Raw genomic sequence first — 20029 nt, 5'->3', positions numbered from 1 at the left:
CCGAGCGGGCGCGGCGGACGACCGGCGCCCGCACCCCCGGCCGCGCCGGCCGGTGCGGCCGTCCGCCCACCCGTCCCCGCGATTTCTCTGACTCGGCGTCAGGAACCCTTTGGTACCGAAGGAATGGGAGTCCGCAGTGCTGACCGTTGATTTCTCGCGCTTCCCGCTCGCCCCCGGCGACCGGGTGCTCGACCTGGGCTGCGGCGGGGGACGGCACGCGTTCGAGTGCTACCGGCGCGGGGCCGACGTGGTCGCCCTCGACCAGAACGCCGAGGAGATCGCCGAGGTCAGGAAGTGGTTCGCCGCCATGGAGCAGGCCGGCGAGGCGCCCGAGGGCGCGTCCGCGGTCGCCATGGAGGGCAACGCGCTCGCGCTGCCGTTCGAGGACGAGCACTTCGACCGGATCATCATCTCCGAGGTGATGGAGCACATCCCGGACGACAAGGGCGTGCTCAACGAGATGTTCCGGGTGCTCAAGCCCGGCGGCCTGCTCGCCGTCACCGTGCCGCGCTGGCTGCCCGAGAAGATCTGCTGGGCGCTCTCCGACGAGTACCACGAGGTCGAGGGCGGCCACATCCGGATCTACCGGGGCGACGAGCTGCTCGACAAGCTCAAGGACGCCGGCCTGGAGCCCTACGGCACCCACCACGCCCACGCGCTGCACTCCCCGTACTGGTGGATCAAGTGCGCGGTCGGCGTCGACAACGACAAGTCGCTGCCGGTCAAGGCCTACCACCAGCTGCTGGTCTGGGACATCGTCGGCACCCCGGTGATCAGCACCCTCACCAAGGCCGCCGAGCGGGCGCTCAACCCGGTCATCGGCAAGAGCTTCGTCGCCTACGCCACCAAGCCCCACCGGGCCGGGCGCGGGGCCGAGGGCGCGGGCGGGGCGGAGTGACCGCCGCCGTCCCCGAGGTCCTGCTGCTGGACGGGGTGCTCGACGCCGAGCAGGCCGCCGGCACCGTCCGCAGCATCCTCGCCGAGCAGCAGCCCGACGGGGCCATACCGTGGTTCCGTGGCCACCACCTCGACCCGTGGGACCACACCGAGGCGGCGATGGCGCTGGACACGGCCGGCGAGCACGCCGCCGCCGAGGCCGCCTACCGCTGGCTGGCGGAGCGCCAGAACCCGGACGGCTCCTGGTACGCCGGCTACGCCTACGGCAAGCCGGACCACGCCGACGGCGAGGTCTGCGACCCGGCCAAGGAGACCAACTTCTGCGCCTACGTGGCGGTCGGCGTCTGGCACCACCACCTCTCCACCGGTGACGACACCTTCCTGGAGTGGATCTGGCCGACCGTCCGGCGCGCGCTGGACTTCATCGTCGCCCAGCGGCTGCCCGGCGGCCCGATCGCCTGGCGGGTCGACGAGGACGGCCGGGCCACCGACGAGGCGCTGCTCACCGGCTCCTCCAGCATCCTGCACGCGCTGCGCTGCGGACTGGCCGTCGCGGACTACCTGGAGGAGCCGCAGCCCGACTGGGAGCTCGCGGCCGGGCGGCTGCGGCACGCCGTCGCCCACCACCCCGAGCGGTTCCTCGACAAGGACCGCTACTCGATGGACTGGTACTACCCGGTGCTCGGCACCGCGCTGCGCGGCCCGGCGGCGCAGGCCCGGATCGCCCGGGACTGGGACCGGTTCGTCGTCCCCGGGGAGGGCGTGCGCTGCGTCAGCGACCGTCCCTGGGTCACCGGCGGCGAGAGCGCCGAGCTGGCGATGGCGCTGTGGGCGATCGGCGAGTCCGACCGCGCGGTGGACATCCTGCGCTGGATCCAGAAGCACCTGCGGCACCCCGACGGCTCGTACTGGACCGGGTACGTGTTCGAGGACGACGCGATCTGGCCGGAGGAGCGCACCACCTGGACGGCGGGTGCGCTGCTGCTGGCGGTCGCGGCGCTCGGCGGCGACCCGGCGACGGTGGCGGTGTTCGGCGGCGAGGAGCTGCCGGCCGGGCTGGTGGTCCAGGACTGCTGCTGAGCGGGCGGCGCGGGCCGCGGCGCCCGCGAGGTTCGCGGTCCTCGCGGCACGGCGAAGGGGCGGGACCGGAGAGATCCGGTCCCGCCCCTTCGCCGTACGGGTGTCGGCGGGGTCAGCCGCGCTGGATGCCCGAGGTGTCGGCCAGCACGCCCTGGGTGCCGTCTTGGAGCTGGGCGACCAGTGCGGCGCCGCGCTGCTCGACCGCCAGGTACCAGGTGCCGGGGACCAGTTCACCGACCGGGCCGCCGGCCGGGTTGTCCTTCGGGGCCAGCTGACGCGGCGCCGGGACGGCGAACCAGAACGGCGCGAAGTCCGCCGCCGGGGCGGGCTGCGGCTGGGCGGCCTGCTGGACGGAGGCCTGACGGGCGGCCTCGGCCTCGGCGGCGTGCGCGGCCGGGGCCTGCTGGGCGGCGAAGTCGTGCGGCTGGCCCGCGACCGGCTGACCGGGCTGGCCGGCCTGCGGGGACGGGTAGCCGTAGCCGCCGGGCTGGCCGCCGAAGGCCGGGGACTGCGCCTGGCTCGGGTCCTGGCCCGGGCCCGGGTAGCCGTACTGGCCGGGCTGTCCGGGCTGGCCCGGGGCGGGGTAGCCGCCGGCCGGGAAGGCGGCCGGGGCGGCCGGCCGGTCGGTGACCAGCGGGGTCTTGAGCACCGGGATCAGCTGGCCGCCGGCGGAGGCGCCGGTCAGCACGATCAGCGCGATGACCGCGAGCCAGGCGCCGATGCCGTGGCCGATGCCCTCCAGGCCGCCGCCGAGCGCCCACACCGAGGTCCAGAGCGCGGCCACCGAGAAGGCGATGCCCCACTGGTCCAGGCGCAGGCCGAGGATCTGACGGTTCGCGGCCGCCTGGCCCTGGAAACGCTGCACCAGGATCAGGGCGGCGGCGAGGATGCCGAGCAGGAAGACCGAGGGCAGCACGGGGAACAGGACACTGTCCCAGGCGTTCGTCGAGGTGTCGCCGCAGTACTTGCCCTTGCACTCGACGGTCCAGTACGGCAGGAAGGAGGCGATGAAGAGCAGGACGGCCGCACCTGCGACGGCGGCGTCTCCCTTGGTGAGAGCGCGCAGATTCACTAACGTTCCCCTCGTTGGTGTGTCGTGGTCGGCGGTTTTCGGTTCGGCGCTCGGCCGATGTGGTTCCGGCGCCCGTCCGGTCGGCTGACCGGCCGGAAAACCCCGAACGGACCAGAAGCCTAGGGCCAACGGCCTCGCGGGTGCACAGCGGGCTCGGGAACGGGGTGAAGTCGTTGCACATCGTGCGCTTCCGGCCCCGACCCGTCCGCCGGCCCGTCCATCGTTCCAGTGCCCGGTCCGCCGCCCCGTCAACCGGGCCGGTGGCGGGGCCGACGGAGCGGGTTCCTACCGGGTGGTCAGGAACGAGGTCAGCGCGTCGGCGATCCCCTGGGCGGCCTGCTGGCGCCACTGAGGGTCCGTCATCCGGTGGGCGTCCGCCGGGTTGCGCATGTTACCGCACTCGATGAACACCTTGGGGACGGTCGAGAGGTTGAGTCCGCCCAGGTCCGAACGGGTGTCCAGGCCCTTGCTCGCGACGTAGTCGGCGTAGGGCTCGCCGGTCGCCGCGTGGAAGCTGTCGCGCAGCAGCAGGCCCAGCCGGTGCGAGGGGTCGACGATCGCCGCGGTGTCGGCCTTCCCGGCGACCACCTTGGCGGGCATGATCACGTGGAACCCGCTGCCGTTCGCCGGTCCGCCGTCGCCGTGCACCGAGACCGCGGCGTCGGCGCGGGCGGCGTTGCCGATCCGGGCGCGCTCGTCGATGCACGGCCCCCACGGGCGGTCGCCGTCGTGGACCAGCACCACGGTGGCGCCGCGGGCGGCGAGGATCGCGCGGGCGCGGTGGACCACGTCGAGGGAGTACTCGGCCTCGCTGTAGCCGCTGTTGGTGCTGGTGCCGGTGGTGTCGCACTCCTTGCGGGCGTTGCCGATGTCGACCTTGCGGTTGATCTCGGCGGTGTGGGCGGAGTTCCCGGTGTTGTGGCCGGGGTCGAGCAGGACGGTGCGGCCGGCCAGGGCGGTGGAGGAGGGGGCCGGGAGCGGGAAGGCGGGGTCGGCGGTGCCGCCGGGAGCGGTGCCGGGCGTCGGGGCCCCGGTGGGGGCGGCGGTGAAGGCGGCGGTGGGGTCCGCCCCGTCGGGCGGTGCGGCGGCGGGGGTGCCGGGGCCGACGGCCGCGACGGCGGGGACGCTCCGGTCCGGGCTGCCGACGGTCCGCCAGCCGAGCCAGCCGGCCAGGCCGAGCGGCGCCAGTACGGCGATCACGGTCACGGTGCGCAGCAGCTTCGAGCGGCGCGGGCGCCGGTCCGGGCCGGGTGCCGCACCGGCGCTGCCGGGGCTGTCGGGGCCGGTGCCGTCGGGAGCGGCGCGGTCGGGGGCGGTGGGGCCGGCCGGTCGCCGGGTGGTGCGAGTCACGGGTGGTTCAGATCCGGTCCTGGGTGCGGGGGGTGAGTCCGAACTGGTCGGCGATCGCCTTCCACTTCGTGACGAAGTCCTTCTTCGCCTGGGTGGCCTGCGGGTTCAGCTCGTCGGCGCGCTTCTTGTCGGCGGTGTTCGGGGCGCTGCCCGAGCAGCCCTGGGAGGCGACCGTCCGGGCCCAGGTCGCGTAGGCCCGGTCGATGTCGGCCGACAGCTGCCAGGCGGACTTCAGCGACTGCACCGCGTCCGGGCCGCCGGGCAGGTCGGTGACGCTGAGCTGGGCGAGCTTGGCCAGCAGCTGGTCGCGCTGCTTGGCGCCGCTGTCGAACACCTGGGCGGCTGACTCGATGTCGGGCTTGGTCGGGCAGCTGTTCACCTTGGCGACCGCGTTGCCGATCGGGGCCTTGGCGCTCTCGCCCTGGGTGAGCAGCTCGTCCAGGGCCTTGGCCTGGGTCGGCGCGTTGGCGCCGGCGCCGGTCGGGGAGGCGGACGGGCCGGTGCTCGTCGCGGGGTCGGGGGCGGTCGGGCTCGGCGCGGCGCCGGTGGGGGCCGGGGCGGGCTGGGGGTTCCCGGACCCGGAGGTGTCGCCGGTGGCGGTGGCGGAGGGGGTCGCGGTGCCGGCCTGGTCGGTGCCGGTGCCCTTGTCCTTGACCGCCCAGAGGATGCCGCCGCCGAGGGCCAGCACGAACAGCAGCGCGAAGGCGATCAGCAGCGGCGCGCGCCGGTTGCCGGGGCGCTCGTCCTCGTCGGCGTCCTCGTAGCCGGTCGGGTAGTCGGGCCCGGCGTACTCGTGCCGGGGGTACTCCTGCTGGGGGTACTCGTTCCCGCCGTACCCGTCCCCGCCGTACCCGTGCCCGGGGTGCTCCGGCTGGGCGTGACCGGGCTGGGCGGCGTCGTACGGCGGCCGGCCGGGCGCTCCGTACGGGGCCTGGCCGTACGGGGCCGGCTGGCCGTACCCGGGCCGCGGCTGGGCCTGCGGCGGGTACGGCGGCTGCTGGGCGGGCCGGGGCGGGCCGTAGGGCGCCTGCTGCTGCGGCGCGCTCCGGGGCGGGAAGGCACCGGGCGCGTCGGGGCGCGGCGGCACCGGCTGCGGGATGTAGGCGGTCGGGGCGTCCTCGTCGTACGGTCCGGCCGACTGCGGCGGTCCGGCGGGGGAGCCCGGGGGCGGTCCGGGGGCGGCCGGCGGGGCGGTCGGCGGCGCGCCCGGGGTGGCGGGCTGCTGGGGACCGCGCACCCAGCCGCCCGCGCCGCCGCGGGCGGTCGGGTCCCAGACCGCCGGAGCGGTGTTCTGCTGGTCCGTCATCTGTCCCTGGCCCCCACGGTCTGCCCGGGCCTGCTCCGCCCGGGTGCTCTGCTGGTGTCGTGCGGCCGCGCCGCGGTCGCGGGCGCCCGCGACCGCGCGGACACCGTACCGTTCGCGCCCCCCGACCGGCAGCCCCGGCACGACGTTAGAGCATCCGTGATCGCCCGTGGGGCGGGGCGGCCGATTCCGGACACCCCGCGCGGCGGCCGGACGGCGGCGTCCGCGGGCCGCCGGGGCCGGCGGGTTCCGCGGCGGGCCCTGCGGCAGGGCCTGTGGTGGGCCCTGCGGTGGGCCCGACCTGCGGGTCAGCCGGCGGCGGCGCGGCGCAGCACGCGCAGCGAACCGGTCACCGAGACCTCCTCGAAGCCCTCCGCCAGCGCCCGCAGGTACACGCGGTAGGGCGCCTGGCCGCCGTCGGCCGGGTCGGGGAAGACGTCGTGGACGACCAGCAGGCCCTCGGGCGCCAGGTGCGGCGCCCAGCCCTCGTAGTCGGCGGTGGCGTGCTCGTCGGTGTGGCCGCCGTCGACGAAGACCAGGGCGAGCGGGCTGCCCCAGACCGCCGCGATCTGCGGGGAGCGGCCGACCAGGGCCACCACGTGCTCCTCCAGGCCGGCCGCGTGCAGGGTGCGGCGGAACCGGGGGAGGGTGTCCATCCGGCCGACCTCCGGGTCGACCAGGGTCGGGTCGTGGTACTCCCAGCCGGGCTGCTGCTCCTCGGAGCCGCGGTGGTGGTCGACGGTCAGCGCCACGGTGCCGGTCTCCCGGGCCGCCTCGGCCAGCAGGATCGCCGAGCGGCCGCAGTAGGTGCCGATCTCCAGCACGGGGAGGCCGGTGCGGCGGGCGGCGGTCACGGCGGCGGCGTACAGGGCGAGGCCCTCGTCGGCGGGCATGAACCCGGTCGCGTCCTCGAACGCGGCCAGCACCTCGGGCCGGGGCCGCGCGGTCTCCAGGAGGTCGGACATGGTGCTGCTCCTCGGCGGGGGTGTGGGCGGGGGTGGTGGGCGGTGGCGCGGTCCGGTTTCCGGCCCGCCGTCGGACCCTACTGGACGGTACGGCGCGACTCCGACCCCGCGGCGGTGTCCCGGCGCCGCGGGCGTCGAACGCGCCGCCCGGTCCGTGCGCGTCGTTCGGTCTGCGATCCAGTTCGGTTTCTTGCCAGAACTGGTTTGTGATGCAAAGCTGACGGCATGACAGACGCATCGGTGCCGTCGTCGGGCGCCCCCCAAGAAGTGCTCGCCAGTCTCGGTGATCTGACCCGCAGGGTCCGCGCCGCCCAGCGCGCCACCTGGTTCCCCCTCCTCCTGTTCGGCGTGCTCACCCTCGGCGGGATCCTGGTCGACCGCCTCACGTTCACCGTCGAGACCGTCACCCCCTGCCCGCCCGGCCCCTCGGGGGCCGACGTGGTCCTCGCGAGCTGCACCGCCGCCAGGCACGGGTCGCCGCTCTACTGGACCGTCGGGATCGCCCTCGTCTACGCCGCGACCTCGGTCTTCTACGTCCGCCGCTCCCGCGCACGGGGCGTCGGGAGCCCGGTCCGGCCCTACGTCCTCACCGGCGTCGCCCTCGTCGCCGTGGTGGCGGCGACCATGTTCTGGGTCGGCCGGAACGGCGTGCCGCAGCCCGGCGCCCCGCTCGACTTCTGGGGCCTGCACCTCGACCCCGGGGCCGGGACGACGCGGTTCCTCGAACGGCTCACCGGAGAGGCGGCGGCCGTCGGGCTGCCGCTGCTGGTGCTGTCCTGGGTCGAGCGCAGCCGCGCCCTGCTGCTCTTCGCGCTGGTCTACCTGGTCGTCGAACTGGTGCCGCTCTCCACGGGTTGGGCGGGGATCGGCGCCGCCTCGCCCTGGTCGGGTCTGCCCCGCCTGATCGTCCCCGGGGTGTTCCTGCTGCTGGGCGCCCTCGGCTTCGCCCTGGTCCAGCTGCCCCGGCGGCGCGACGCGTCATGACCGAGGAGCACGATCAGCACCCCGTCAACGGTCTCGACGACGTCGTCCACCAGCGCGTCCGCCTCGGGATCCTCACCGTCGCCCACGAGGCGCGCCGCGTCGAGTTCGGCTTCCTCCGCACGGCACTCGGCCTGACCGCCGGAAACCTCAGTCAGCACCTGACCGTCCTGGAGAAGGCCGGACTGGTCGCCGTCGAGAAGGGCTACGAGGGCAGGCGCGCCCGCACCTGGCTCTCCCTCACCCCCGCCGGGGGCCGCGCCCTCCGGGACGAGGTCACCCAGCTCAAGCGGCTCATCCACCTGATCGAACAGGGCGGTCCGGCCCCGGAGGGACAGGGCTCGCCGTAGGGTCCCGCCGTCCCTCCCCCGGGGCCGCGCAAGGGGCGACGGCCCGCCACGGGGGTGCGGGCCGCCGTCCGTGCGGACCGCCCGGACCGAGTGGAACGTGTTCTACTCGGCCCGGGCGCGGCGTGCCAGAATCGGCCCGACCGACGATCCGCGAAACCGCGAAGGACCCGGGAGCAGCCCATGCGCGCCGCCATCCTGCACACGACCGGTCAGGACACGCTCGACGTCCGCGACGACGTCGAGGCGGTCGGCTTCGGACCGGGCAGAGTGAGGATCCGGCTGCGGGCCGCCGGCCTCTGCCACTCCGACCTGTCGGCGATGAGCGGCGTCCTGCCCCAGCCCGCGCCGTTCGTCCCCGGCCACGAGGGCGCCGGCGACGTGGTCGAGGTCGGCGAGGGGGTGACCGGGATCGCCGTCGGCGACCGGGTGGTGCTCAGCTGGATCGCGCCGTGCGGCCGCTGCGCGCACTGCGAACGCGGGCGCTCCCACCTCTGCGTGGCCTCCCTGCGGCGGCTCGGCGCCCCGGGCTTCCGCTACGGCGGGGACGGCGACGGCGCGGGGGAGGCGTCCGGCTTCTACGGCACCGGCACCTTCGCCGAGGAGGTGGTGGTGGACCGCGACGCGGTCGTCCCGGTGCCCGCCGACCTCCCGTACGAACTGGCGGCGCTGATCGGCTGCGGTGTGGCCACCGGCCTCGGCGCGGCCGTGCACACCGCCCGGGTCGAGCCCGGTGCCTCGGTCGCGGTGATCGGTGCCGGCGGCGTGGGCGTCGCGGCGGTCCAGGGCGCCCGGGTCTGCGGCGCGGGCCGGATCGCGGTGGTCGACCCGGTGGTGTCCCGCCGCGAGCGGGCGCTCGCCTTCGGCGCGACCGAGGCACTCGCCCCCGAGGAGCTCAGGGCGGCGGCGAAGGGCCTGCCGGGCGGCGGCTTCGACTACGTCTTCGAGGCAGTGGGCCGCTCGGCCACCGTCCGGGCGGCGTACGACGCGGCCCGGCGCGGCGGCGCTGTCGTGGTGATCGGCGCCGGGGCGCAGGACGACCCGGTGCGGTTCAGCATGGGGGAGCTGTTCTTCAACGAGAAGCGGCTGCTGCCCTCGCTGTACGGCGGCGCCCCGCTGTCGGACACCGTCGCGCTGGTGGTGGAGCTGTGGCGGGCCGGGCGGATCGACCTGGCGGGGATGGTCACGCACCGGGTCGCGCTGGCCGAGGTCAACGAGGCGCTGGCGTGGATGCGCGGCGGCGAGGGGCTGCGGACGGTCGTGCTGCCGGGCCGAGGGCCGTGCGCCGACGGCTGACGGCTCGACGGCGGGCGGTGGGTCCGGCCGGTCGCGCACACGCCGGGCCGGACCCACCGCGACCGGGTCAGGCCGGGTCGGCCGAGCCCGCGCGGTGGCGGCCGTGCGGGTCCGCCTCGGGGGTGTCGTCGGCGGCGGAGCGGCCGCGGTGGCGACCGGCCGCCGCGGTGTCCTCGGCCGTGGTCTCGTCGGTGTCGGTGAGGGTGTCGGAGATCAAGATCGTCTGTCCGTGCTTCCGTGCGAGGGTGCGGGTCGTCCGGCCTCCGGCCGGTACTGCTGGACCCGGCCGGGGCGCGGCCGCCACCCTAACCGGCGGGACGGGCGGGGGTGTACCGGGACCGCCCTGCCCGGTGGGGCCCGACGGTTCGTGCACCTCGCCTGTCCGCCCTGGCCGGCCACCGAGTACATCCCCGGCCCGTCGCTGCAGGAGGTCCTCCGCCGGCACGGCCCGGTACCGGCGCGCACGCTGCACGCGCTCGCGGCCGGGATCGCCGAGGCGCTGGACGAGATCCACCGCTGCGGTGTGATCCACCGCGACCTCAAGCCGGGCAACGTCATCGTCTCCGGCACCGGCCCGCGGCTGATCGACTTCGGCATCGCCCAGGTCGCCGACGACACCCGGCTCACCTCCGCCGGATTCGTCGTCGGCACGGCCGGCTTCGTCGCCCCGGAACAGCTCTCCGGCGCGCCGGTGACCCCCGCCGTCGACCTGTACGCGTTCGGCATGGTGCTGGGCCACGCCGGTGGCGCGGCCCCGTTCGCCCCGGGTGTGCCGCTGGAATCCGCCCTGGGCCTGCTTCCCGCCCACCTGGCGGCGGTCGTCGCCCGCTGCCTGGACCCCGACCCCGGGCGCCGGCCCACCGCCCACGACGTCCTGCGGCAGCTCTCCGGCGACCGGACCGGGAACGACGACTGGCTGCCGCCGCCGGTCCGGACGATGGTCGAGCAGCACCACCCCGGTCGCTGGCTAGGCCGGGCGGCCGGTGCGCAGGAAGCCGGCGAGCAGCTCGTGCAGGACCGCGCCGCCCTCCTCGGCCAGGACCTCGTGCCCGGCCCCCGCCGCCTCGACGTAGCGGAAGTCCGCCCCCTCGGTGCGCCCGATCCGCAGCAACTCGTGCCGCAGCGAACGGGACTGGCTCACCGGTACCACCTCGTCCCGGTCGCCGTGCACGACCAGCAGCGGCGCGCCGATCCGGTGCGCGAGCTGGAGCACGTCGCGCGGTCCGCGGGCGTCCGCGATCGGCTCCCCGCCGCCCAGTCGGGTGGTCAGCGCCCGGACCGGGTCGGAGGCTTCGGCGAGCAGCCGGGCGCCGGACAGGAACGGCGCGACCACCGCGCAGCGCGACACCTGCTCGGCCGGCGCGTGGGCCGCCGCCAGCAGTGCGAGGAAGGCGCCGTAGCTGACCCCGAACAGGGCCGGCGGCTCCAGCCCGAGCGCGGCCCGCTGGCCGGCGATGCCCTCCAGCAGGTGCAGGACGTCGTCGAGATCGGGCCCGCCCCAGGCCCCCCGGATCGCCAGCGCGTGCGCCACGCCGTAGCCCGTGGAGCCGCGCTGGTTCGGGGCGAGCACGGCCAGGCCCTCGCCCGCCATCCGCTGCAGCGCCGGGTCGAACTCCAGCCGCCAGGCGTCCGCCGGGCCGCCGTGCAGGGCGAGCACCAGGTGCGGACTGCTCAGCCAGGCGTCCCCGCCGTAGACCACGGCCTCCAACGGGCCCGCCGGACCGGAGAGTTCGAGGCTCTGCGCCGGGTGCCAGCGGCCGCCGTCGCCCGGCTCGGCGGAACCGTCCAGCCGCCAGCCGCGCGGTGTCGTGCCGGGCCGGCTCCTGGTGGTGCCGGGCTGCCAGGGCAGCACGGTGTCCCGCCACGGGCCCGGCAACCCCGAGCCCAGCGGCGCCAGTTGGAGCGGCAACGGCACCGGGCCCGAGGTGCTGGCGACCGGGCCCTGGGTCAGCAGCGCGTCCACGTCGAGGGTGGCGAGCGCGGCCGGGTGGTCCGGCGCCGAGTACGGCAGCCGCAGCCCGTCCGCCGACCAGTGGCCGACCGCGCCGAGGCGTCCGGGCGGGACCGGCAGCGGGTCCAGCCGGCCGAGGGCGGGCCGCCACAGGGCGAGCGAGCAGCCCGCGCCGTGGTCGATCTGCACGGCGACCCGGGGTCCGTCGGTGGCCGGCCGCAGCGCGACCGGCCGCAGGAACATGCCCGCGACGTGCAGGACTTCGGGGAACCGCAGCGGCGCGCCGCCGTCCGGCACGCCCCAGCCGATCCGGTCGGTGCCGGGCGCGTCACTGCGCACCATCGCGAACCGGCTGTCCGGGTCGAACAGCAGCAGCCGGTCGTTGCTGCGCTCGCCGATCTCCAGCATTGGGGTCACGGCACCGGTGCGCAGGTCGAGCACCACGGTGCGGACCAGGCCGTCGCCCACCCGGTCGAGGGCCAGCAGCGCCCCGGCGTGGTCCAGCCAGACGCCACCGCCGTGCAGACCGGGGATCTCGGCGACCTGGTGCGGCGGCGAGCCGTCGGCCCGGACCAGCCAGACCGTGGTGCCCGGCCGGGTGTCGCTGCCCAGGGCGAGGGCGACCGGGGCGCGGGGGCCGGACGCGGCGCCCGCCGGGAGCGGCAGGAGCCGCAGGCCGGGCATCCGCAGGGTGGTCAGCGGCCGTTCGGCGGTGACGGCCCGGCCGTACTGGTCGGTGGCGGCGGAGAGCGTCACCAGGTCGTGCCGGTCGCCGTCGGCACGGCGGACCAGCACCGAGCCGTCCGGCAGCGCGACCAGCTGTGAGCGGAGGTCCTCGGAGCGGTGGCCGGGCAGGGGGAGGCCGGTCGGTCGGGCCGGGCCCCGGGCGGGGAGGTGCCAGCTCTCGGCGTACCAGCCGCCGTCGGCGGCGGAGGCCAGGCAGGCGGCGTGGCTGCCGTCGGCGGCGAAGGTGAAGCCGAGCCGGCGCAGGGCCTGGGTCCCGGCCCGGGTGGTCACGTCCACGCATCCACCTGCCCGGCCGGATCGGACGGCGTGCCCGGACCGGTCGGCCCGGACGGTGTGCCGGGCGGTGTGCCGCCCGGGACCGGGTCCACCCAGAGCCGCGGACCGCCGTGCCGCAGCCGCAGCAGGAAGGCCAGCGCCCCCGCCGTCCCGGTGCCGTACGCGGGCGCGCACCCGGTTCCGGTCTCGTCCGGCAGCGCCAGCAGCCCGTCCCGCAGGGCCGCGCGGGCGGCGATCAGCAGGCCGGACTCGACGGCGGCGGCGCGGAAGCCCGGGTCGCCGGTGGCCTCGGCGAGGTCGAGCAGGAACTCCCCGTCCCCGGCCAGGCCGTGGCAGGCGCAGACCCCGCTGTGCCAGCGTCCCGCGGTCACCGCCCGGCCGGCGGCCAGGGCCAGCCGGTGCGCGTCGGCGTCGCCGGTGGCGAGCCAGAGCCGCAGCAGGAAGGTGCCGGCCCCGGAGGAGCCGTTGCACCAGTGGGTCAGACGGACGTGCGCGGGGTCGTCGGCGCTCCGCGGCCACCGGGCGGCGGGCGAGGCGCCGTCGCCGCCCGGGCCCGGGGCGGCCGACGGGTCGAGGCGGGCGGTGGCGGCGAGGGTGCGGCCGGCCCCGACGGCGCCGGCGAGCAGCGCGCCGTCCCCGGTGGCTCCGGCCGCCGCCAGCAGGAAGGTGCCGACGCCCGCGACCCCGTGCGCGAACCCGAGGTGGGTGATCCCGGCGAGCGCGGAGTCGAAGTCCTGCGGCACCGGCCACACCGGGCCGTGGGGCGACTGTCCGGCGGCGGCGAGCAGACCGTGGCCGCACCGCGAGGCCCGGGCGAGGAACTCCGCCGCCCCGGCCGTCCGGTCGGCGGCCGGGGATCCGGCGAACTCGTCGGCGGCGCAGCGGAGTTGTAGGAAGCCGGCGCCGGCCGCGCCGTGGCAGACGTCCGGGTTCGGCCACTCGACGGTGATCCGGGCGGCCAGCTCGGCCGCCCGCCGGCCGAGGGCCCGGTCCTCCAGGGCGCGGGCGGCGTCCAGCAGTGCCCAGGCGGCGCCGGAGCGCCCGAAGTGCAGTCCGGGCAGGACCACCGGTTCGGCGGCGCAGCGGCGTTCGACCCAGTCGGCGGCGGTCCGGGCGGTGGCGCGGGCGGTGGCCCGGACGTCCTCCGGCAGCCCGGCGGTCGCGGCCGCCCGGGCGAGGACGGCGAGCACGCCGGCCGCGCCGTGCTGGACGTTGCAGGGGTCCGCCCGTTCGCCGGCCGGCACCACGGGCCACAGCCGGTCCCGGCGCGAGGGTGTGGCGGTGGCGGCGATGTGGCGCAGGCCGTCGTGCAGGACCCGGTCGAGGACCGAGGTGTCGCTGTGGGCGCGGCTGCGGGTGCGGCTGTGGCCGTCGCCGCGGGTGGCGGTGGCCGGGGCGGGCCCGGGCCGGTCCGGTGTGGCGGCCGGTTCGGTGTGCCAGAACTCGCCGCCGCGGTCGGTGCGGTCGGTGCGGCCGCCGAGCCCGGACTGTCCGGTCCCGGACGGCACGGGACCGGCGGGGCGCCCGGGTCTGTCGGGGCGCCCGGGCTCGTCGGGGTGCTCGGGCTCGCGGAGCGGCGCGGGGCGGTCCGGGCCGGACGGGTGCTCGACGCGGAAGGGGGTGTGCCCGTCGGTCGCGAGGAACTCCCGGACCAGGGCCGGGTGCCAGCGCCGACGCGGGTCCTCGGCGCGCAGGCCGAGGACGGCCGGGGCCAGCCGGCGCGCGGTGGTGCCGCAGCGGGCGGCGAGGGCGAGCCAGCGGCCGAGCCGGTCGGTGACCGGGCGGGCGTGCGGAAGGTCCTCGGGCAGCAGCGGGTCGTGGCCGGTGGCGAGCAGGAAGAACAGCCCGCCCAGTGCGTAGAGGTCCGCCTCCGGCTCGGCGGTGCGGGTGCCGTCGCCGCCACGTCCCGCCGTCAGTCCGGCGAACCCGCCGCCGCGCCGCGGCGCAGGCGGGGCCCCGGCGGCGGTGACCAGGGCGAGCCGCCCCGGCCCCTGCTCGGGAGCGCGGTAGCCGGGCACGCCGGCCGGGCCGGCGGGGCTGCCGGCCTCGGCGGCCAGCTCCAGGTCCACCAGCCGCAGCGAGCCGTCCGGCTGGACGAGCACATGGCCGGGGGAGAGGTCGCGCAGCACCAGCCCCTGCTCGTGCACCCGCTCGACGAGGTCCAGCAGGACGTGGGCCATCGGTCCGGCCTCGGCCCAGTCGACGTCGGGGCTGCCGTCCCGGCGCAGTCTGGCCGCGACCCAGCTGCCGAGCGGCTGTCCGGCGATCCGTTCCTGCACCAGGAAGAGCGAGTCGTCCTGTTCGACGAGTTCGACCGGTCCCGGGGCCAGGCCCAGGCCCTCCAGTCGGGCGAGCAGCGCGGCCTCGTGCCGCAGGGCGGCCCGCGCGTCCGTGCCGGCCGGGTCCATCTCGATGTGCGCGCGGGCCTGCTTGACCACGACCTCGGCGCCGCCGTCGGTGTCGCGGCCGAGGAAGACGCCGCCCTTGGCGCCGTGCCGGATCGCCCCGGTGACCACGTAGCGTCCGGCCAGCAGGACCCCGCCGCTGCCGCGCCGCCGGGGCGCGGGCCGGCCGATGCCCGGCCGGTACCCGGGCCCGGGGGGACCGGCGGCACCGGGCGGGGTCGGGCCGAGCGGGGCCGGGCCGGAGGAGGCCCGCGGCCCGTCGAACGCCCGCTGTCCGTCCGCGGCCAGCGGATCCCGGGTCCACGGCGGGATCCGGTACGCGGCCCCGCGGACGTCCTCGACCCGCTCGCCGTCCGGCCCGCGCAGCATCGACCGGTACCCGCCGTCGTTGCCCAGCTCGGCCCGGGCCGCGATGGCGCCGTACCGGTAGTGGACGAGACTTCCGGGTCGGTAGGGACGGTCGGAGAGCACCGCGGGCCCGGGCAGACCGTCGGTGGCGCGGTGCAGCGCGGCGGCCAGCCGGCGGAACTGCGGTTCGCCGACCGGGTAGACGGTGATGAACTTGCCGGCCGAACCCTGTTCGCTGTGGCGCGAGTTGAGCTCGTGCAGCTGGGCCGGTCCGGTCGCGAAGCGGAACGCGCACGGGTCCTCGGCGAGGACTTCGGTGACGGCCGCGAGCACCGCGCCGCCGACCGTGGAGGCGGCGCTGACGTGGAGCTTCCAGCCCTCGTCGGGGAGTTCGCCCGGGGTCGGTCTGGCCGTGGACCAGAAGCCCTCGACGTCCACCCGCCAGCCGGTCCGCCGGTGCCGCCGGGCGTCCTGCCCGTCGCCCTTCTCGTCGTCCTGCCCGTCCTGTCCGTCCTGTCCGCCCGGCCCGTCGACCGGCGGGCCCCCGGCGGCGAGGGCGGTCCGCGTCATCCCGGGCCACCGGCCGTCCGGGTCCGTCCCGTCGCCCGCGGGTTCGTCGCCCGTCGGCCCGTCGCCCGCAGGGTCCGTGCCACCGGCCGTCCGCAGCGATGTGTCCGCCCGCATCCGCCACCACATCCCTTCGTCGGGTGCCGACGCGCCCGTCCCGGTGCCCACTGCTCGGGCACCGGGCGCGCGGCCACGGCCTGAAATCGGTTCCTCGGAAGGTCCGGGTCCGCCGCCCCGGCGGCGGTCCGCACCGCCCCGGCCGCGTCCGGCCCGTTCTGCGCGCCCGGGACGGTCTCTCCGGCCGACCGTCCTCCCGGTGCCCCGGCCGGGGCGACTCCCGCTGCCGCGGCAACTCCCGTTGGCAGGAGTGAAGTTACTTTCGGTAGCGAGGGATGCTCAATCCGAAGCCGGTCACTTCACTCGTAAGGGTGATCCGGGCGCCATTTCGAATTCGTGCGAGCCGAGGGGTGTGCGCGACGATCGCCCGGTCACCCGGCGTGAACCGGGCCCGGGCGCCGGTCGAACGGGGGCGCCGTCCGCCCGGGGGCGCCCGCGCCACGGGTTGACGTGCGCCCGTGCGCCCCCGGCGGGGCCGCCCGCCGGGTCCGGTGCGGGTCCGGGCCGGCCCGGACCCGCCCGGCGGCGGCTCGGCCGGCTGCTCCGCCGGGCGTGTGGCCGGGCGCGTGGCCGGGCGCCCGGGCCGTCGGGCGGGCGGCCGGGCGGGCGGACGGCTCCCCCCGTGCGCACGGTAGTCTCGACAGGTGCCGAAACTGTCCGACGTCATCACCGCCCTCGAAGAGCTGTACCCGCCGCAGTGGGCGGAGTCCTGGGACGCCGTCGGCCTGGTCTGCGGAGACCCTCAGGCCGAGGTCCGCCGCGTGCTGTTCGCCGTCGACCCCGTGCAGGCGGTCGTCGACGAGGCCGTCGAGTGGGGGGCGGACCTGGTGGTCACCCACCACCCGCTGTACCTGCGCGGCACCACCACCGTGGCCGCCACCACCTTCAAGGGCCGGGTCGTGCACACCCTGATCCGCGCCGGGATCGCCCTGCACGTGGCCCACACCAACGCCGACCACGCCGACCCGGGCGTCTCGGACGCGCTCGCCGAGGCGGTCGGAGTGACCGTGACCGGCCCGCTGGTCCCGGACCCGACCGACCCGCTGGGCCGGCGCGGCACCGGGCGGGTCGGCCTGCTGGAGCCCCCGCTGCCGCTGGCCGCGTTCGCCGCGCGGGTCGCCGCCGGCCTGCCGGCCACCGCCGCCGGCGTCCGGGTCTCCGGCGACCCGAACCGGCTGATCAGCCGGGTCGCGGTGTGCGGCGGCTCGGGCGACAGCCTGTTCGCCGAGGTGCGCGCGGCGGGCGTCGACGCCTACCTGACCGCCGACCTGCGCCACCACCCGGCCTCCGAGGCCGCCGAGGCGGCGCCGGTCGCCCTGGTCGACGCCGCGCACTGGGCCACCGAGTGGCCCTGGCTGCCGCTGGCCGAGCGGGCGCTGCTCGGTGCCGCCGAGAAGCGCGGGTGGACCGTGGAGACCAGGGTCTCCCGTACGGTCACCGACCCGTGGACCGCGCACGCCCCCATGTCCTTCCCCGCCTGACCCGATTCACAGGAGCTCTCCGCTTGAACGCCGCGCCCGCCGACCAGATCCGCCTGCTCGACCTCCAGGCCTTCGACTCCAAGCTCGACCAGCTGGCCCACCGGCGGCGCAGCCTGCCGGAGCACGCCGAGATCGACAAGGTCAACGCCGACCACACCGCCCTGAAGGACCTGGTGATCGCCGCCCAGGCCCAGCACGGCGACACCACCCGTGAGCTGACCAAGGCCGAGCAGGACGTGGAGCAGGTGCGCTCCCGGGCCGCCCGCAACCAGCAGCGCCTGGACTCCGGCGCGATCACCTCGCCGAAGGACCTGGAGAACCTCCAGCACGAGATCGGCTCGCTGGCCAAGCGCCAGGGCGACCTCGAGGACGTCGTGCTGGAGATCATGGAGCGGCTGGAGTCCGCCCAGACCCGGGTCACCGAGCTGACCGCGCGCCTGGAGCACTCCACCGTCGTGCTGACCGAGGCCGAGGGCCGCCGGGACGCCGCGTTCGCCGAGATCGACGCCGAGGTGGAGAAGGTCCGCCGCGAGCGCGAGGCCGTCGCCGCCGTCGTCCCGGCCGACCTCATGAAGGTCTACGCCAAGCTGCGCGAGACGCAGGGCGGCGTCGGCGCGGCCCGCCTGTTCCAGCGCCGCTGCGAGGGCTGCCGCACCGAGTTCTCGATCACCGAGCTGAACTCCATCAAGGCCGAGCCGGCCGACAAGGTCGTCCGCTGCGAGAACTGCGGCCGGATCCTGGTCCGCACCGCCGATTCGGGCGTCTGACCCGGTGGCCGGGCGCAGGTTCGTCGTCGAGGCGGACGGCGGGTCCCGGGGCAACCCGGGGCCGGCCGGCTACGGCGCGGTGGTCCGGGACGGCGACACCGGACAGATCATCGCCGAGGCTGCGGAGTTCATCGGCCACGCGACCAACAACGTCGCCGAGTACAAGGGCCTGATCGCCGGTCTGAGGGCGGCCCGGGCGATCGACCCGGCCGCCTCGGTGGACGTCCGGATGGACTCCAAGCTGGTCGTCGAGCAGATGTCCGGCCGGTGGAAGATCAAGCACCCGGACATGCAGCCGCTCGCGGCCGAGGCGCGCGAGGTCTTCCCGCGCGGGCAGGTGGCGTACAGCTGGATCCCGCGGGAGAAGAACAAGGACGCCGACCGGCTGGCCAACGAGGCGATGGACGCGGGCAAGGCGGGCCGCCAGTGGGAGCCCAGGGCTCCCAAGGCCGTCACCGCCGCCGCCACTGGCGCCGACGAACCCGGACCGCCGCTGGAGACCGCCGCCCCCAAGGCCGGCTGGGCGGCGCCCGCCGACCTCGGCACCCCGACCACCTTCGTCCTGCTCCGGCACGGCGAGACCCACCTCACCCCGGAGAAGCGGTTCTCCGGCAGCGGCGGCACCGACCCGGAGCTGTCGGAGAAGGGCCGCTGGCAGGCCGAGCGGGCCGCCGAGGCGCTCGCCGCGCGCGGTTCGGTCCAGGCCGTGGTGGCCTCGCCGATGCGACGCACCCGGCAGACCGCCGAGACCGTGGCCGCCCGGCTGGGCCTGGAGGTCCGGTACGAGGAGGGGCTGCGCGAGGTCGACTTCGGGGCCTGGGAGGGGCTGACCTTCGGCGAGGTCCAGGAGCGGCACCCGGAGGACCTCGCCGCCTGGCTCGGCTCCGCCAGGGCCAGGCCGACCGGCGGGGGCGAGAGCTTCACCACCCTCACCCACCGGGTCGGGGTGGCCCGGGACAAGGTCCTCGCCCGCTACCCCGGGAAGACCGTGCTGGTGGTCTCGCACGTCAGCCCGATCAAGACACTGGTCCGGCTGGCGCTCGGCGCCCCGCCGGACTCGCTGTACCGGATGGAGCTGTCCGCCGCCTCGATCTGCGCCGTCCAGTACTACGCGGACGGCAACGCCTCGCTGCGGCTGCTCAACGACACCGGGCACCTGCGCTGACGGACGCCGGGGCCGGTCGGACCGCGTCCGACCGGGCCCCGGCGCGCCTCCGGCCGGGAAGGCGTCCGGGGACGCCTCCGGGGAACGTGTCCGGGAACGCGTCCGGGGGCGCTCAGTGCACCTCGGTGACCACCACGTCCAGCTGCCACGGCTTGCGCGCGGTGCCCTCGGCGGCGACCTCCACCCGGTGGCCGAGGCCCAGCAGCGCGTCCAGCAGCTCGCCGGGCGTCTTGGGCTCGGCGCCCGCGACCAGCAGGTCACGGACCAGACGTCCCTTGGTGGCCTTGTTGAAGTGGCTCACCACCGTGCGCCGGCCGTCGCGCTCCTGCAGCACCCGCACGGTCGCCGTCCGGGCGACGAGCTCGCCGGCGGGCTTCCAGGCGGCCGCGTACGCGGAGGAGCGCAGGTCCAGCACCAGCCCGTCGGCGACCTCCGGCAGCACGGTCGCCGTCGCGCTCCGCCAGTACGCTCCGAGCGCCCCCAGGCCGGGGAGTTTCACGCCCATCGAGCAGCGGTAGGGCGGGATCCGGTCGTCGATCCGCACGGCGCCCCAGAGCCCGGAGAACACCAGCAGCGTCCGCACGGCCCGGTCGTACGCCGCTTCGTCGAGCGTCGCCAGCCCGAGGTTGTCGAAGAGCACCCCGGTGTAGACCTCCCCGGCCGGGAACGCCCCCGCGGTCGGCAGGCCCGCGTTGCGCGCCACCTCGCCGCGCAGCCCGGGGCTCAGCCCCAGCACCTCGGCGGCGGCGTCCTCGTCGCCCCGGCAGAGCCCGACCAGCGTCTCCAGCACCCGGGTCCGGGCCGCCGTCAGCCCGGGCAGCGACAGTCCGTCGAGCGCCACCGGCACGCCGTCCCCGGACGCGGCCTTCCCCTCCGAGGGCGGCAACAGGACCAGCACGGCGGACTCCTCAACA

General features: G+C 76.7%; 15 protein-coding genes and 1 pseudogene. 9 read left to right on the top strand and 7 right to left on the bottom strand.

Annotated elements, in window-relative coordinates; genetic code table 11:
• Window positions 1-136 precede the first annotated feature (136 nt).
• Window positions 137-898: a class I SAM-dependent methyltransferase gene (locus ACW14Y_RS14165; protein WP_045944337.1), complete on the top strand. Its 762-nt coding sequence runs from the start codon at window positions 137-139 to the stop codon at window positions 896-898.
• On the top strand, window positions 895-1977 hold the full coding sequence (locus ACW14Y_RS14160; RefSeq protein WP_380308716.1) for a prenyltransferase/squalene oxidase repeat-containing protein: 1083 nt from the start codon (window positions 895-897) through the stop codon (window positions 1975-1977). The genes ACW14Y_RS14165 and ACW14Y_RS14160 overlap by 4 nt, the downstream gene beginning before the upstream one ends.
• Window positions 1978-2089: 112 nt before the next feature.
• Here ACW14Y_RS14160 and ACW14Y_RS14155 read toward each other — a convergent pair whose 3' ends face one another.
• The 4 genes from ACW14Y_RS14155 to ACW14Y_RS14140 form a co-directional block, all read right to left on the bottom strand.
• Window positions 2090-3049 (bottom strand): hypothetical protein, encoded by a 960-nt coding sequence (locus ACW14Y_RS14155; RefSeq protein WP_380310721.1) that lies wholly within the window; start codon window positions 3047-3049, stop codon window positions 2090-2092.
• A gap of 285 nt (window positions 3050-3334) precedes the next feature.
• On the bottom strand, window positions 3335-4399 hold the full coding sequence (locus ACW14Y_RS14150; RefSeq protein ID WP_456986958.1) for an N-acetylmuramoyl-L-alanine amidase: 1065 nt from the start codon (window positions 4397-4399) through the stop codon (window positions 3335-3337).
• Window positions 4400-4406: 7 nt separating this feature from the next.
• Entirely contained in the window at window positions 4407-5705 is a 1299-nt protein-coding gene (locus ACW14Y_RS14145; RefSeq protein WP_380390177.1) for a hypothetical protein, read from the bottom strand.
• Window positions 5706-6010: 305 nt separating this feature from the next.
• Window positions 6011-6667: a class I SAM-dependent methyltransferase gene (locus tag ACW14Y_RS14140; RefSeq protein ID WP_380310727.1), complete on the bottom strand. Its 657-nt coding sequence runs from the start codon at window positions 6665-6667 to the stop codon at window positions 6011-6013.
• A 225-nt stretch (window positions 6668-6892) separates the two neighbouring features.
• Between ACW14Y_RS14140 and ACW14Y_RS14135 the strand changes: the two genes are divergently transcribed.
• From ACW14Y_RS14135 to ACW14Y_RS14120, 4 genes and pseudogenes are all read left to right on the top strand, one after another.
• Window positions 6893-7651 (top strand): hypothetical protein, encoded by a 759-nt coding sequence (locus ACW14Y_RS14135; protein ID WP_456986955.1) that lies wholly within the window; start codon window positions 6893-6895, stop codon window positions 7649-7651.
• Window positions 7648-7998 (top strand): winged helix-turn-helix domain-containing protein, encoded by a 351-nt coding sequence (locus tag ACW14Y_RS14130; protein WP_380390172.1) that lies wholly within the window; start codon window positions 7648-7650, stop codon window positions 7996-7998. The genes ACW14Y_RS14135 and ACW14Y_RS14130 overlap by 4 nt, the downstream gene beginning before the upstream one ends.
• A gap of 180 nt (window positions 7999-8178) precedes the next feature.
• Window positions 8179-9291: an alcohol dehydrogenase catalytic domain-containing protein gene (locus tag ACW14Y_RS14125; RefSeq protein ID WP_456986952.1), complete on the top strand. Its 1113-nt coding sequence runs from the start codon at window positions 8179-8181 to the stop codon at window positions 9289-9291.
• A 94-nt stretch (window positions 9292-9385) separates the two neighbouring features.
• Window positions 9386-10108 (top strand): annotated as a pseudogene (locus ACW14Y_RS14120) (serine/threonine-protein kinase); the annotation flags it as partial.
• A gap of 150 nt (window positions 10109-10258) precedes the next feature.
• Here ACW14Y_RS14120 and ACW14Y_RS14115 read toward each other — a convergent pair.
• Window positions 10259-12265: an alpha/beta fold hydrolase gene (locus ACW14Y_RS14115; protein WP_456986950.1), complete on the bottom strand. Its 2007-nt coding sequence runs from the start codon at window positions 12263-12265 to the stop codon at window positions 10259-10261.
• Window positions 12256-15588 (bottom strand): class IV lanthionine synthetase LanL, encoded by a 3333-nt coding sequence (gene lanL, locus ACW14Y_RS14110; RefSeq protein ID WP_456986948.1) that lies wholly within the window; start codon window positions 15586-15588, stop codon window positions 12256-12258. Before lanL ends, ACW14Y_RS14115 begins: the two co-directional genes overlap by 10 nt.
• A 758-nt stretch (window positions 15589-16346) precedes the next feature.
• On the opposite strand from lanL, the gene ACW14Y_RS14105 reads away from it, so the two are divergent.
• From ACW14Y_RS14105 to ACW14Y_RS14095, 3 genes are read left to right on the top strand one after another with little or no spacing between them, the layout of a single operon-like run.
• On the top strand, window positions 16347-17183 hold the full coding sequence (locus ACW14Y_RS14105; protein WP_380308947.1) for a Nif3-like dinuclear metal center hexameric protein: 837 nt from the start codon (window positions 16347-16349) through the stop codon (window positions 17181-17183).
• Window positions 17184-17206: 23 nt separating this feature from the next.
• Window positions 17207-17950 carry a zinc ribbon domain-containing protein gene (locus ACW14Y_RS14100; RefSeq protein ID WP_340631596.1) on the top strand — a complete coding sequence of 248 codons (744 nt, stop codon included), beginning with the start codon at window positions 17207-17209 and terminating at the stop codon, window positions 17948-17950.
• Window positions 17951-17954: 4 nt separating this feature from the next.
• Entirely contained in the window at window positions 17955-19115 is a 1161-nt protein-coding gene (locus ACW14Y_RS14095) for a bifunctional RNase H/acid phosphatase (RefSeq protein ID WP_456986945.1), read from the top strand.
• Window positions 19116-19227: 112 nt separating this feature from the next.
• On the opposite strand, the gene yaaA is transcribed toward ACW14Y_RS14095, so the two are convergent.
• Window positions 19228-20013 carry a peroxide stress protein YaaA gene (gene yaaA, locus ACW14Y_RS14090; RefSeq protein WP_456986943.1) on the bottom strand — a complete coding sequence of 262 codons (786 nt, stop codon included), beginning with the start codon at window positions 20011-20013 and terminating at the stop codon, window positions 19228-19230.
• Window positions 20014-20029 lie beyond the last annotated feature (16 nt).

The sequence above is a fragment of the Kitasatospora sp. cg17-2 genome (genome assembly GCF_054031055.1).
The sequence above is the reverse complement of the archived record's forward strand: the minus strand, read 5'-3'. Positions and strand labels throughout refer to the sequence as shown.